The 13,533-nt window shown below is 41.1% G+C and carries 16 protein-coding genes; all 16 read left to right on the forward strand.

The annotated features are described in order from the left end of the window. The first annotated feature begins 45 nt into the window (after window positions 1-45). A complete protein-coding gene (locus EIH25_RS06485) occupies window positions 46-1,947 on the forward strand; it encodes a hypothetical protein (RefSeq protein ID WP_124099885.1) in 1,902 nt (633 codons plus the stop codon). 5 nt (window positions 1,948-1,952) lie between these two features. After that, entirely contained in the window at window positions 1,953-3,026 is a 1,074-nt protein-coding gene (locus tag EIH25_RS06490; RefSeq protein WP_124099887.1) for a ParB N-terminal domain-containing protein, read from the forward strand. Between the two features lie 17 nt (window positions 3,027-3,043). After that, complete coding sequence (locus EIH25_RS06495) at window positions 3,044-3,247, forward strand: hypothetical protein (protein WP_124099889.1); 204 nt, start codon at window positions 3,044-3,046, stop codon at window positions 3,245-3,247. 1 nt (window position 3,248) lies between these two features. After that, window positions 3,249-4,337 carry an ImmA/IrrE family metallo-endopeptidase gene (locus EIH25_RS06500; RefSeq protein ID WP_124099891.1) on the forward strand — a complete coding sequence of 363 codons (1,089 nt, stop codon included), beginning with the start codon at window positions 3,249-3,251 and terminating at the stop codon, window positions 4,335-4,337. A gap of 94 nt (window positions 4,338-4,431) precedes the next feature. Next, window positions 4,432-4,728, forward strand: coding sequence for a hypothetical protein (locus tag EIH25_RS06505; RefSeq protein ID WP_124099893.1), 297 nt, complete (start codon window positions 4,432-4,434; stop codon window positions 4,726-4,728). Between the two features lie 86 nt (window positions 4,729-4,814). After that, a complete protein-coding gene (locus EIH25_RS06510) occupies window positions 4,815-5,210 on the forward strand; it encodes a type II toxin-antitoxin system PemK/MazF family toxin (RefSeq protein ID WP_124099895.1) in 396 nt (131 codons plus the stop codon). A 6-nt stretch (window positions 5,211-5,216) separates the two neighbouring features. After that, on the forward strand, window positions 5,217-6,305 hold the full coding sequence (locus EIH25_RS06515; RefSeq protein WP_124099897.1) for a DUF3991 and toprim domain-containing protein: 1,089 nt from the start codon (window positions 5,217-5,219) through the stop codon (window positions 6,303-6,305). 223 nt (window positions 6,306-6,528) lie between these two features. Then, a complete protein-coding gene (locus EIH25_RS06520) occupies window positions 6,529-7,020 on the forward strand; it encodes a ribbon-helix-helix domain-containing protein (RefSeq protein ID WP_124099899.1) in 492 nt (163 codons plus the stop codon). Continuing rightward, window positions 7,013-8,251: a MobP3 family relaxase gene (gene mobP3, locus EIH25_RS06525; RefSeq protein ID WP_124099901.1), complete on the forward strand. Its 1,239-nt coding sequence runs from the start codon at window positions 7,013-7,015 to the stop codon at window positions 8,249-8,251. The genes EIH25_RS06520 and mobP3 overlap by 8 nt, the downstream gene beginning before the upstream one ends. After that, window positions 8,248-10,341: a VirD4-like conjugal transfer protein, CD1115 family gene (locus EIH25_RS06530; RefSeq protein WP_124099903.1), complete on the forward strand. Its 2,094-nt coding sequence runs from the start codon at window positions 8,248-8,250 to the stop codon at window positions 10,339-10,341. Before mobP3 ends, EIH25_RS06530 begins: the two co-directional genes overlap by 4 nt. A gap of 12 nt (window positions 10,342-10,353) precedes the next feature. Then, window positions 10,354-10,695 (forward strand): hypothetical protein, encoded by a 342-nt coding sequence (locus EIH25_RS06535; RefSeq protein WP_124099906.1) that lies wholly within the window; start codon window positions 10,354-10,356, stop codon window positions 10,693-10,695. Between the two features lie 16 nt (window positions 10,696-10,711). Further along, entirely contained in the window at window positions 10,712-11,149 is a 438-nt protein-coding gene (locus EIH25_RS06540; RefSeq protein ID WP_124099908.1) for a septation protein SpoVG family protein, read from the forward strand. Between the two features lie 8 nt (window positions 11,150-11,157). Then, window positions 11,158-12,066 (forward strand): conjugal transfer protein TrbL family protein, encoded by a 909-nt coding sequence (locus EIH25_RS06545; RefSeq protein WP_124099910.1) that lies wholly within the window; start codon window positions 11,158-11,160, stop codon window positions 12,064-12,066. Between the two features lie 9 nt (window positions 12,067-12,075). Continuing rightward, a complete protein-coding gene (locus EIH25_RS06550; RefSeq protein WP_124099912.1) occupies window positions 12,076-12,282 on the forward strand; it encodes a hypothetical protein in 207 nt (68 codons plus the stop codon). Between the two features lie 15 nt (window positions 12,283-12,297). Further along, window positions 12,298-12,636 carry a hypothetical protein gene (locus EIH25_RS06555; RefSeq protein WP_124099914.1) on the forward strand — a complete coding sequence of 113 codons (339 nt, stop codon included), beginning with the start codon at window positions 12,298-12,300 and terminating at the stop codon, window positions 12,634-12,636. After that, window positions 12,620-13,381, forward strand: coding sequence for a hypothetical protein (locus EIH25_RS06560; RefSeq protein WP_124099916.1), 762 nt, complete (start codon window positions 12,620-12,622; stop codon window positions 13,379-13,381). The genes EIH25_RS06555 and EIH25_RS06560 overlap by 17 nt, the downstream gene beginning before the upstream one ends. Window positions 13,382-13,533 lie beyond the last annotated feature (152 nt).

Genomic DNA, 13,533 nt, shown 5'->3' on the forward strand with positions numbered 1-13,533 from the left:
TTTTTTTATGCGACATGATGTCGCACTAAAAAAGGAGTGAAAAGAATGGCAATTGAAACCGGAATTTACGGCGAGGTTACAATACGCCACGAACTGGCGCATGGAATTTATCAGCTTGTGCTTGCGGCCGGAAAGGGATTAAGAGCCTTGATCATCGGCAAGGACTTTGCGCAACAGGTTCTGTCTCAGACGGCGCTGGCAAAAGCCGATGAGTACGATGAAAACAATTTAGGCTATCCTGAACAGGACGGAAGAATGTCAATTCCCATGTATGAGCTTAACCAAAAAGGGCTTCTAAACCTCCCTTTTCAGGAAGCAAAAGCGCATTTCAATAATCTTGTTCATTTGATTCCTGATTATCTGCGAGCCAGAGGAATATTAAAGGAAAAACCGTTGCCGGATATACAGACAAAGCTTGCCGATGAAGCACGGCAGTTTGAAAAGCAGCTTTCCGGCAGATCGAAAAAGGACCTGATAGCCTCAGCGGAAGAAATCTTAAATTTCAATAAAATTAAAGATATTATTGGCAGCAGCGAATTTCCGTTAAGAAATCAGGGGCTGCTGATAGCTGCTCCGAACCTCGTCAAATCTGTTCAAAAGACTTTGCATGAGCTGAACCTTGAAATAAACGAGGAAAATGTGCAGAAGGTATGCGGAAGCTTTGACGAAGCGGTTAAAATTGATAATAAAGTAATTGAAGACGCTTTAAGCGATATTCGCAGTGAGCTGGAACGTACTTTTATTTCAAGAGTAAAAACTGTAGTCATGCAAATAACTATTGACGGTAAAACGCACGATTTGGCTTTGTCAGTGCAGAATTTTGAGAAAATGCTGCTTACTGATGAAATTAAATGTAAGTTTGCAAAAGCATATATGCTTGATTTCCCCGTTCCCGATTATTACGGTCAGGAATATAAGTGGCTTTATGAATCGCTGTTTCTTAAAAGATTCGGTGAAAATGTTCAGGAATACTGGGAGAGGTTCGCTCCGCAGGGCGAAAATGTGCAGCTGCACCTTAAGGCGTTATCAACGGAAATAGCGGTAACTGACAGTTATTCCGATCTGCGGAACATCGCTCAGATAAAAGGCTATTTGCAGTCCGCGTATGAAAAGCCGGAAAGATATATTGAAAGTCTGATGAAATCAGATGAGCTTGAGGCTCATAAGAAAACCATTAATGAAATACAGCAGCTTATAGACCAAGCTGAACAGACTTCGTCTCCGGATAACCTTCAAGCGGACAGGAAACCAGCAATGACAACTGAACCGGCTGAAATAAAAAAATCAGCTATGCGGCAGTCTGATATAGAGTTTGTGAAAAAAGAGGTAAAAAAGCGCAAGCCTACACCCGAGAGCCGTAAAATGCTTAACAAAGCCAGGATAATAACAGCACAGGAGGCTGAAAGCTTATCCGAAACTCTGATAAAAGAACGTATAGAGCGTCCCGGCTCCAACCGCGTTATGTATGTTCTTAATAAACAAAAACCGAATGAGGTTATAAGGCTTTACACAAATTATGATGATAAGACCAAATCCGCGGATATTGTTATACAATCATATGACAGCGATCAATTATACAGCATACATGATATTACCCCTCTGTCTGAATCGGATTTCAAGGACTATTTGGGTCATCTGACTAAGCCTGTGGTTATGACAGAGGCGGCTTACAAAGCCTATAGCGATCAAAGGCTCTTGGAACAAGCAACAAAATTTGAAAAGGAAGTCAATCCTTTTATTCAGAAGGAACCGCTGCCCCAGGAGGCAGTCGAGGTTATAATTTCTGATATAGCGATTGAATCGGTCGATGAGATAATAAATGAAACGATTGAAAATAGAATCGAAGGTGAAATATCAGCTGAAGCGAATGTTTCTGATATTCAGCCGTATCAGGAACGGATTACCGAAGAAATAATTGAAGAAGAAATGGAATTTGAAATAGGGTGATTTTTATGAACAGCATACAATATATAGATCCGGCAAAGCTGAAAAGCTATAGGGATCATATTTTTCCTCTGTACAGCGGAGATCGGCTTGACCGGCTTGTTGAATCTATTAAAACTCTGGGAGTATTAACTCCGATCATAGTTCGCGCGCTGGACTTCAAGGGCAACAGCTATGAAATACTTGCCGGACATAATCGTGTACACGCCTGTCGGATCGCAGGGATTCAGGAAGTGCCGGCGATTGCGGTTATCCCAAAATCCGAGGAAGAAGCAAAGCTGATCGCTATTGAAACAAATATGTGCCAGCGGTCGCTTGAAGAAATACCTGTGTCGGTAAAGGCAAGAGCGATAGCGCAGTGGTACAGCTGCATAAAAGCTCAGGGCATGAGGACAGATCTGCTTGACGAGATAGCACAGCTGGAACGAATTGAACAGCTTGATTATTCTATTCCTGAAGACACAAAAAATTTCACTGAAAATAACGCCGCAAAGCCCGATGAAACCGAGGAAAATTTAACTTCTGTTCAAATTGAACAGAAGTCTGAAGCACGGGAATATATTTCAGAAAAAACAGGTATATCTGCGGCAGAAATCCAGCGCCTGATCCGCATATCAAAGCTGTCCGATCAGCTGCTGGAAAAGGTTGATAATGGCACGATTCCATACACCGCAGCATATGAGCTGTCGTTTGTGCCGGCTGACACTCTTTTTGCTCTTAACATTATATACGACAGTCATAAAACTTTATCAATAACGATCAAAGCAGCTCAGAGGCTGCGTTATGCAACCAAAAACGGAAAGAATATAACTAACGGAAACGAGATTTTAAAAATCATTTCAGGCGACGAAAAATTGAAAAAAGAAAAGCCAATGTCCGTTACGCTGAAACCAAAGTTGCTAACCAAATATTTTGGCGACATAAAGAGTAAAAAATCTGTGACTGAAAAAGTGGAGAAATCACTTGAACTTACTGAGGTTGTAATACCTCAAATACTTCAAAAGCATAATGTTTCCGCTGTTGCTGATTATGATAGCATAGTAACCGAAGCGCTGAATATGTATTTTCAATCAAAAAAATAAATTAGGAGGTACGAAAAATGCTAAAGGACAATGAAATAATCGGCTGGTACAACGGAAAGGCTCTGACAGTCGATGAAAATAACGAGATCAGCTATTATGAAATGCCGGAAGAATACGCGGTCAAAGGAGAGATTCTGAATTGTGATGATCTGAAGCATATATCTGAGCTTCCGGCAGATGAAGTCATAGCGATAATGGATCATCTTGCACAGGAGGCATAGCATGAAGGTCTCAAATGAAAAAAGAATGCAGCATTCCAAGGATATACAGCTTCAGAAAGAAAAACTGCAAAAGGAAATTGAGAATATCGCTCTTAACTATACTGACAGTCCGGAAAAGCTTGCTGAGCTTGCCGAGTTCCGTTCCAGGTTCCATAATTACAGCGTCAGAAACACCATGCTTATTTATGCTCAGAATCCAGCCGCTTCTTTTATCGGAAGCTATGCGCGGTTCAAAGAGCTGGGAAAAGAAATAGCAGTTGAAAACGGCGAGTTTGACGATAAAGGCAATATTCCGTATTTCGGAGTAAAGGCCGGTCAGACGGGTATGAAGATTTTTGTGCCGGCTGAAATAACGTTTATTTGTGTAGATAAAGTCAATAACGAATGGATCAGAATGTCCGAAGCGACAGCACAGCAAAAAAACGCGGCCAAAGCAGGGACGCTTGAAACAAAAACAGGGCTTACGTTCAGGCTGGGAACTGTCTTTGATATTTCTCAGACGGCGATACCGTCAAAGTATTATCCGCAGATTTATTCCATGGGTTACAGCTCAGAGCAGCACGCTGAAATATTTGAGGGACTAAAAGCATATATCGAAAATGAGCTTGACTGTCCGGTAAAAATTGAAATAGATAATTCAATAACGCTTCGCGGCTTCTGCTATACCTCGGAGATAAAGGGTATAGGTTTGAATAACAGGCTGGAGGATACCCAGAGGCTTTCTACTTTATGCCATGAGCTGGGGCATTTTCTTATGCACAGAACAAAAGAAGCCGAAAATAAGCTTTCCGCTCAGCGCGAGGTTGAAGCGGACATATATAACATAATGCTTAATTCTCATTTTGGTATAGAAACAAACGATATACGCAAGGCGCACCTTGCAGGCAGCTATCGTCAATATACAGAGGCTATATCAGAAATGGGGTCAAAGGCAAACGGAGATAAGAACGCCTTTGAAAATCTTGAAACAATTTTTTCAAATGCCGGCAGGGCTTTTAACGAATCAATTCAGGAGATCGACAGCTATGTTAATCTGTATGTGTCTGAAATGAAAGCTGAAACGGCGGAAGAATATTCAATTGAGGCTTGACAACGTATAATTTTTGATACATAATATATACATATAACGCCTCAGTTTTTTGGACGGAGCAAGGCTCCGAATAAAAATCAAGGAGGAAACATTTATGAGTAAGTATATTGAGGCGGCTAATCGGCTCAAGGACGGAATGCCTTTATCGGAGGAAGCGGCAGAGGCGCTGAAAAACGGCGCGGATATTCTGGAAAGCGTACCTGATATATATAAGGTTCCGGCGCTGCTTGCAAAACAGCAAAAAGGCTTTGCGCTGAACAAGATTGAAAAAGAATATCTGAGTATGCAGCTTATGATTTTATCAGATTCGGAAGATGATGAAACTGCTGATGAAGCGGAGGCAAACGATAAGCTTGCTGAAGAACTGCTGAAAGACCGGACGCGTAATTAACTTGTCTGCGTCACTGTAAACTTAATATTTATCCTTAAAGGAAGAACATTTTTGGTGTTCTTCCTTTTTTGTTCGGAGGGAAAGCAATGGAAATAGGAGATATATATTTGGTGAATTTTCACTACGAGGAAAACACGGGAATGGCTAAGCTCAGACCCGCGGTCTGTATTCTTGTTAATTCAGATAATAATGAATTTGCCGGACTTAAGGTAACGTCTAAGGAACGTACATATGACAGGTACAGTATCAGGCTTGCCGAAAGTCAGGCAGCCGGATTGAATTTTCAGTCGTTTGTCCGCTGTAACAAGATCGAGTTCTTTAAACAGTCTGAGGTGATCGCTAAGCTGGGAAATTTGACAGATCGTGATCTGCGGTCCGTTATTATCGGCTTCAATAATTATTATTCAAGACTTTCTGAAATCAACCGGAGCATAATACAATATCAAGCAGAACCGGAGCAGCCTGATCTGGAAATGGAGTGATAAAAATTGAACAGAAACAATTATCCTTTTACTCAGGACGAAATGAAAGCCGCTTATGAAACTTCCGTTTTGGATTTGGCAATGCAGTATGGCTATGAGCTTAAAGCCGAACGCAATGTTTTCCGCGTGAAAAATTATTCAGGAGGGTTATATATCTGGAGCAACGGCTTAGGCTGGTATGAGCATGACACAGGCGAAAAAGGAAACAATGTTGAGTTTCTGATAAAATACTGCGGTATACAAAAGAAAACCGAAGCTATAAAAATGCTGCTTATCTGCGCCAACATCACTCCGTCCAGAGAGCTGCGCATAAACAATGAGCCGCCGAAGCCAAAAGGAGAAATAAAGCTGCCGGAAACTTTTCACGGTACGTTCGGTAATCTCTATTGGTTTCTGATGACTAAGCGCTGCATTGATAAAGACGTGGTATATAAATGCCTTTACGACCGCAGCATATATCAGGATATTCACCGGAATGTAGTTTTCTGCGGTAAGGACAACAGCGGTACTATAAAATATGCGAATGTGCGCGGCACGGTTGAAATTAAAGGCAAAGAGCCGTTTAAAGGAGAGGTTTTAAACAGCGATAAAAAATACGGCTTCAGGATAGACGGTACAAGCGACCGTCTTTTTGTTTTTGAGGCGCCAATCGACGCGATGAGCCATGCAACCTTGTGTAAGCTGTCAGGCCTGGATTGGAAAAATGACACACGGCTCGCGCTTGGCGGCACGTCCGATCTGGCTCTTAAGCAGTATCTTTCCGATAATCCGCGAATCAGACAGATAATTTTTTGCTTGGATAATGACTACTACAAATTTGATAAGAATCTGCACTGCTGGAACAACGTAGGACAAAACGCGATTTTAAAATACGTTGAAATATATAAAAGCAAATATGTAATCGGCCGTTCCAGACCTCCGGTTCCGTACAAAGATTTTAACGAATATCTGACCGGAACACTGCACCCGGAATTTGCGCAGCAGTGCAGAGAAAAGGCTTGTCAATGCTTTATGCAGCACGATTCTCCTGAAAAGATCGAGGAGTTTTTTCCTCAGTCAGCTCAGCCCGAAGCGGTTTCGACAATGGAGGTCTGAACCTTTTTCTTTTCAATTTTTTCAGCTGCGGAGCAGCGCACCGAAAGGGCAAAAATCGAAGTGAAACGAGATTTTTACCCAAAAGGGCAGGAATAGCTGTCATACGACAGCTTAGCACAGCTCGCAGGCAAAGCCTTCGACGCGTCAGACAACTATATATTTTGTCTGACAATTGTATGACAATCATGTAAAGGCGGTTTACTTTACAAAAAAGGAGGATAACATGGACAAAACGCAAAGATACACAGTAAGAGTTCCGGCAGATATGGCTGGAAGATTGGAACAAAAAGCCGCCGCCGAACATATTACCGTATCAGACCTTGTAAGGCGTTACATTGACAAAGGGCTTAATATGGAAGGGTATAAAACAGAGATTGATTTCTTAACTGAAATCATGCAGACGGTTTTATCCGGCATACTTGAACCGCAGGTAGAGAGAATTATTAAGCTGATCATAAAGCTTGGCAAGATTACCGGCGGAAGCTATTATCTTCAGCTCGCTAATCTGTTAAACGAGGATAACAAATCTGACATCGGGGATATATCTGAAATTGTAAACCGCTGTAATCGTTTGGCTATAAAATATATGTCGCAGAAGGACAGCGATGTTGAAAGATTTCTGCTCAATAACACAGAGCTGCTGAAAGAAGCGCTTAGGCTTAAGGATAATCCTTACGGATTCGATTTTAACGCGATAGGCGGCAGTGATGAGTAGCGCCGTTCTCATATATAAGGCGAGAGGATATAACAAGCGGACTGACGGCAACCGAACCGTTAAGAACATGGCTCATGTAGAATACATAGCTACCCGACCGGGAGCGTGGAAAGAGCCTGAACAGGAAAGCGCGCTGTTCGGCAGCTTTAATCAGCAGTTTCTTAACGTTATTTCCGTAGAAGACGGCATGAAGACGATTGCCGAGGTCACGGATAAATATAAGACGACATACCGGGATGTGATCTCATTTACCTCAGAGCAGGCTGCTCATCTTGGACTTAACACTCTTGGGGACTGGAAAAAATACGTCAAGGAACAGGTTCTGGTAATTGCCAAGGAAAGAGGGATAAAGTATGAAAATCTTGAATGGGAAGCGGCAATTCACAATAAGAAGGGACAGCCTCATGCTCACATAGTAATGTGGGACAAATCAAACGCGATCCAGCCTAACAGTTTTGATACAAAGCTATACAAGCAAACCCGCAGAAAGCTGATTCAGAAAACATACAAGCCGGAGTTCCAGGAATTTTTCAAGACGCAGAATGAAGCAAAAAACGTACTTCGAGCCGACAGCAGAGCGATTCTTAAAGAATTTGAGGAATATTTAGCTTCTCAGAGGATAAACACCTGTGACGTAAATGATTATCTTGACGGAACGGTCCAATTTGACGTTTCCGGGTTAAGCAGCTTTGATATTCTCAACACTCCTAACGCGGAGGATATTTTGGTGGAATATCTTCGTGTGAGAATGGTAGTGATGAAGCACAAAGGCCGATTAGCGTACAGGTGTCTGGCGCCGGAGCGTAAAGTCATGGTAGATAATTTTGTGAAGCTGCTGCTTAACAGCAATGATAAGCTAAAAGCGTTGGCTGATAATTTTGTTTCAGCTCATATTGAGGTTTTTAAGTTTTATTCGGCAAAGGACAACGAACTGAAATATGAGGCCGGAAAATATTCAAAAATTGCGGTAAAAATGATAGCAAACGCTCTTTTACAATCAATGAAAGACTATCAGTTTGAAGACTGCCTTCAGGACGGAGAAGCCGGACAGCGGCAGGCGGAGTATATAGCCGGAGGGATACTGGCGGCGTTTGCAAATCTGGCTAGGCTTATAAGGCAGAGCAGCGCGAGAGCTGCGGAATATAACGCTTTGTCTAAAAGCGGCGATCTGTCAAAGGAAGCTATAAAAGAGCTTATAAAGCAAAGAAAGGACAGGGGGTTGGAAATTTGAAAAAAGGCAAAATACCGCTGCTGATCATATTATTCGGGATAGCTTGCGCTATCAGCTTTTTTACGGCTCCGGGCGTTTATCTGTTCATATCCAAGCAAACAGATAAATTTAAAGCTTGTCCTCCGCAAGCTTGTTTTGAGATACTCAAAGCTGAAAAGGACGCTCGGATGCTTTTCATATGTATTGCCGGATTTGCATTGATACTGTGTTACTTTCTGCTGTTTTCAAACACAAAGGACGATTACCGCGCGGAGCTGTACAGCGTTACTCCTGACATTCAGATACCTAAGCCTGTCGGGCAGTATCAGCACGGATCCGCGTGGTTTTTATCCGCCGATAAATTCTGTGAGGATTACCCGATTGTAAAGATCAACTTAAAAGCTCCTGTTTTCCGCTATCTTTTGCAGCATGGAAAACAGGATATAAATGAAGTAAAGAAATACCGCATATCCAATGGAGAACTCAGGCAAAGAAAGCTTTTTCAAAAACTGCCGCACAGAAAGGTATATATTTGTCTTTTAAACAAATATACTCACTCGGAGCTATATCTTAAAAGGCAGGCAAAAATGCTAAAAAGACTAGATACCGAACCGCTGAAAAACACGGGCGGAGGATTAGTTGTCAGTTATAGGAAAAAATGGCATACAGAACTGTTAAATGTTCTGATAAACGATGTTCACTCTATGTGCATAGGCTCAACAGGTTCAGGCAAATCACGATATCTGGTTATACAGTCAATAATATGTCAGCTGCTTGCCGGTGAATCGGTTTTTGTATCCGACATCAAAGGTGAACTTTATCAATATTTATGCAGACTGCTTGAAAGACTGGGCGTAAATGCAATAGTGCTTGATTATCGTGATATGAGTAAATCAATGAGCTATAATTTTTTACAGCCCGTCATTGATAAGCTTAAATCCGGCGATGTGAATAAAGCAATGCAGCTGTGCCGCGATTACGCTACAATGATTGCCGGAAAGAAAAGTGAACAGACAGAGTCTCTTTGGCACGATGGAAAGGTTGCCGTATTGGCTGCCGGAATGATGGCCTGCACCTATGATAATATGGATCATCCTGAAAATCAGAATTTATGCTATGTATATGAGTGGCTTACGCGAATGTGCGCCGAGCGACCAGGGGGAAAGGGACTTCTGCTGAATGAATATCTGAAAGCCGTAGGGGAGGAACATCCTGCGAATCTTATTTTCGCGCAGGCGAAGGTTGCCCCAAGCAAAACAAGAGGCAGCTTTTATACCTCAGCCTGTACGGCGCTTACCGTATTTACTGATCGGCAGCTGTATCACATATGCAGCAAGTCGGATTTTAAGCTTACCGACCTTGCGACAAAAAAGACTGCCATGTTTGTAATACTTCCGGAGAGCAAGACAACTTTTTATCCGCTGGTATCGCTTCTTGTATCTCAGATTTACGAAGCTTTGGACGATTACAGCAACAATGTTCTGGGATCAGGGCGGCTGCCTCGCAGAGTGCACTTTGATCTGGACGAGTTCGGTAATTTTTCGCCATTCCCTGATTTCAACATGAAACTGACGGTAGCCCGTTCAAAGGGTATTATATTCAATCTGTTTCTGCAGAGCTTTGCTCAGATGAAGGAGAATTACAACGATAACATATGCGAAATAATCAAAGGCAACTGTACAAATCAGATATACCTTAAATCTACCGATGATTCCGGCACAAACAAAGCTATATCGGACAGCTTGGGTAAATATACAACATCAAGCTATTCACTCTCATCAAACAGCGGCAAATATAACAGCAGCGGATCTACTTCAATGAATCTGTCTGAACGTAATCTGCTATATCCCGACGAGCTGAAGCGTCTGAAAAGGCCATATATGCTTGTGATCGGTGACAGCGGCTGCAAGATCACAAAGTCGCCAGATCTGAGCAAATGGGCATTTAATAAAATGCTTGGCTTAGGAAACAGAAAGCATAATGAAAAGGTAAGAGCTTTAAGACAAGCTCAGAGACCTAAGCTTCAGGATGTCGATAAGCCGCCAAGCTATACCGGTATGTGGAAGCTAAAAAATTTTACGGATTTTCTTAAAAAGCAAAAAAGATTATAAGGAGAATTAGTTATGAAAGCAATATTGAAAAAAAGATTATTGGCGTTTGCCGCCGTATTAATATCCGCGGTTATATTTGCTCCTTGCGTATTCGCGGCAAACAATACCGGTTTCGGCAGCTCTAAGATAGCTACCGGAACTACGAAACTGATCAATGATGTTTTAACATGGATCCAGATCCTCGCGATACCTTTTGGAACTCTTTTCATAATATATTTTCAGATCAGAAAAGGCGGCGCGGATCAGCAGGATCAGAAGGATTGGCAGAAAAGAACCAATACAGCTATTATATCCACTGTTGCCGCCGAGATCGCAGCAACAATAATTAATTTAATACTGAGCTATTATACATAACATAGGAGTGGATTTTATGAAAATAAAGGTTTCTATCGAGCGAAGCTTTAATAAGCCTGAAATAAAGCTGAAAGCGCTTGCAAGAATTACTATAGATAATGTTTTTACGATTCAAGGCTTCAGGATCATGCCGGGCAGCGATGGACAGCTGAAGGTTCTTATGCCTCAGCAGTCCTATGTGGACAGAAACGGAAAAACACAGTACAGGGATATAGCATACCCGATAACCCCGGAAGCAAGGAGCATAATATGCGGTACTATTCTTAAAGCATATGATTCACATATGCAGAGGGAGGCGGCTGAGAAGAACACTTCGGTTAAAGCACAGAGCAATGTTCTGGATAACAGCGCTGAATTAAAGCCTCAGCTGAATCAGAATTATAATTATCAGGACTGGAACAGCTTGCTGCAACAGGCCGAAGCCGGAACAGAGCCTGATCTGGAAATGGGGTGAGCTTTAAAATGACGACACTGGTTTTAATTGCGGTTTGCGCCTTGTTAGGACTTTTAGCCCCGGTTTTGCTGGAGCAAATTGAGGATAAAGTTCAAGAATTGGCTTCAACTGGATTTTGTGTAGACGAACTAATAAACACAACTACTAATTCGACTGTAACAAGTTCAATTGCTAACGTTTTTGCTTCAATAGGTATATCGCTATTAATGCTTCTCTTTTTGGTAAAGGGCTTTCAGACATATGTTTTATACACGGACGGAGATGCTGAGAGTGATCCGATCAATTTTCTTACCTTATTTGTCAAAGGATTAGTTGTAGCCGTTTGCGGAAATACGATCTTAAGTTGGTTTGCCGATATTGTAATTAATTTGTCGGATTCTGCGCTAACAGCAGTTGAAAATGCATTAGGCAGTGATGCTGTTTGGCAAGGTCTTGTTGACGAATTTGGGGTTTGGACGGAAGATCTAATAGGCGATTTACTTTTTGGATTTATTTTCGTAGCTATATTTGCGGTTCTTTTCTGGATACTTTATTTCAAATGCCTTAGCAATGGAATAGAACTTTGGATTTTAAAAATTGCATTGCCTATATGCTCAATAGGACTTATCAACTCAGATAAAGGTATATTTAAAAACTATGTTATGAGTGTTTCAAAGGTTATGGTGACAATACTTGTACAGATAACACTTACACAACTTGGTTTTTCAATTTTGATAGCAGGTGACAATAACGATAATCTTTTTCTTGGCAGCGTTTTAGGAATTGCTTGTTTGATAACCGCTTTAAGAAGTCCTAAAATGCTAGGTGAGTTTATGATCCCTTCACAAGGCGGAGGAAATTTATTGATGAAAGCGTATTATTCAAGCAGTATGATTCGCAGCGTAAGAGGTTCGTTTAAAAGGTTTTTCAGGAAATAAGGTGTGCGTATGACTATATCAAGTATCATAAACGGGCTGTTAGTTTTAATTCCGCTCGGCGGCTCCCTGAGGATAGCGATACTTGCCGTATCTCTGATAAGCAATCAGGACGAAGAAAAAGCTATAAAGGGTAAGATATTCAATACGATAAAATTCGTTGTTATAGCGTCCTGCGTGGGCATAATAAAGGATCTTGTCCTGCGTTACTATAACTGAAGGGGGTGTAAAGATTTGAATGAAAATAAATGCTATTTTCCGGTCGACGTATCTATTGAAAAGGAATATACTCCCGGATTAGGCAAAAAGGAAATGCGAGGAACTGTTAAGGGAAGCTTTGCCGTGCTGGTTCTGTCGATTATATTTTATATGTCATTTAGTAATCTGCTGTCTTCTATGATAATGTTTACTGTAGGTTCAATAGGCTGCGGAATGTTTTGTATACGGAATCATGAAACCAACATATCCATTGTTGACGAGATTAAAAATCTTGTTTCTTACATAAAAGCTCAGAAGGTTTTTCTTTTTCAATATTCAGACGAATGGAGAGAACTGAATGAAAACGATAATTGACGGGTTTAAATATGATACGGAAACGGCAGTATTGGTTATGTCGTACTTACTGAACAAATATGAAAAAGGCGAGCTGTACCGTAACCGCAAATACAAGTTTTTCAGTCTGAATATGCTGCAGAAGGAAAATGATTCTGAAAAAGAGCTTAAATATGATTACAAGATCATACCCTTAACAAAGCAGCAGGCAATGGAGCTGCTTATTAACTATGAGAAAATTGATGAATATGAAAAGCTGTTCGGTGAAATTCCCGAAGCGGAGGGAGAAGACTTTATTCCGGAGTCTGAAGAAGATAATGTGCTTACAGCTGAGAATGAATATATAACGGCGGAGATCCCGGAACCTGCCGAAATTGACAAAGCTGACAAAGCTGTTCCTGCCATAGAAAAGAGAACAAGACCTCTGCACAGAGTTCAGAAAAAGCTTCTTGCAGCCTGTGAAGATAACGATATAAAAACTGGTCAGGCTTGCATTACCTGCGGAGCTGTACCCGGCGCTGCACATATCAGAAAAGCAATTCTTTACGCTTCAAAGGATATACTCCGTCTGATTCTTGCTGATTTTCCTGACTTGAAAATAAGCAAAAAGGAAATACGTCTTGCGGTTCTAAAAGGCGATACTGAAATTTTTAAGCTGATTATTGAAAAAAGGCCGGATCTGGCACAGTATGCTTTGAAAATAAGCAAAAAATATCTTATCGTTCCAATAGTCGAGTATTTAGATCAAAGTGTAAATTTTAGGTAAATAGATTAACGGCGGCTTTCAGTTTTCAGATAAAATATTATATTATTGTCAATTTATACAATTATCTCGCTCCTCTTTTATTTATTACCTACAAATTTATAATTCAATTTTAATAATTTGTTTCGGGTAAAACTTATCTTATTTTTGACAAT

This window comes from Ruminococcus sp. Marseille-P6503, assembly GCF_900604945.1.
GTDB lineage: Bacteria > Bacillota > Clostridia > Oscillospirales > Ruminococcaceae > FB2012.

Bases quoted from the DNA above. Each gene is read 5' to 3' on its own strand.
- EIH25_RS06485 (WP_124099885.1), top strand. From the start codon at position 46: ATGGCAATTGAAACCGGAATTTACGGCGAGGTTACAATACGCCACGAA.
- EIH25_RS06490 (WP_124099887.1), top strand. From the start codon at position 1,953: ATGAACAGCATACAATATATAGATCCGGCAAAGCTGAAAAGCTATAGG.
- EIH25_RS06495 (WP_124099889.1), top strand. From the start codon at position 3,044: ATGCTAAAGGACAATGAAATAATCGGCTGGTACAACGGAAAGGCTCTG.
- EIH25_RS06500 (WP_124099891.1), top strand. From the start codon at position 3,249: ATGAAGGTCTCAAATGAAAAAAGAATGCAGCATTCCAAGGATATACAG.
- EIH25_RS06505 (WP_124099893.1), top strand. From the start codon at position 4,432: ATGAGTAAGTATATTGAGGCGGCTAATCGGCTCAAGGACGGAATGCCT.
- EIH25_RS06510 (WP_124099895.1), top strand. From the start codon at position 4,815: ATGGAAATAGGAGATATATATTTGGTGAATTTTCACTACGAGGAAAAC.
- EIH25_RS06520 (WP_124099899.1), top strand. From the start codon at position 6,529: ATGGACAAAACGCAAAGATACACAGTAAGAGTTCCGGCAGATATGGCT.
- mobP3 (WP_124099901.1), top strand. From the start codon at position 7,013: ATGAGTAGCGCCGTTCTCATATATAAGGCGAGAGGATATAACAAGCGG.
- EIH25_RS06535 (WP_124099906.1), top strand. From the start codon at position 10,354: ATGAAAGCAATATTGAAAAAAAGATTATTGGCGTTTGCCGCCGTATTA.
- EIH25_RS06540 (WP_124099908.1), top strand. From the start codon at position 10,712: ATGAAAATAAAGGTTTCTATCGAGCGAAGCTTTAATAAGCCTGAAATA.
- EIH25_RS06545 (WP_124099910.1), top strand. From the start codon at position 11,158: ATGACGACACTGGTTTTAATTGCGGTTTGCGCCTTGTTAGGACTTTTA.
- EIH25_RS06550 (WP_124099912.1), top strand. From the start codon at position 12,076: ATGACTATATCAAGTATCATAAACGGGCTGTTAGTTTTAATTCCGCTC.
- EIH25_RS06560 (WP_124099916.1), top strand. From the start codon at position 12,620: ATGAAAACGATAATTGACGGGTTTAAATATGATACGGAAACGGCAGTA.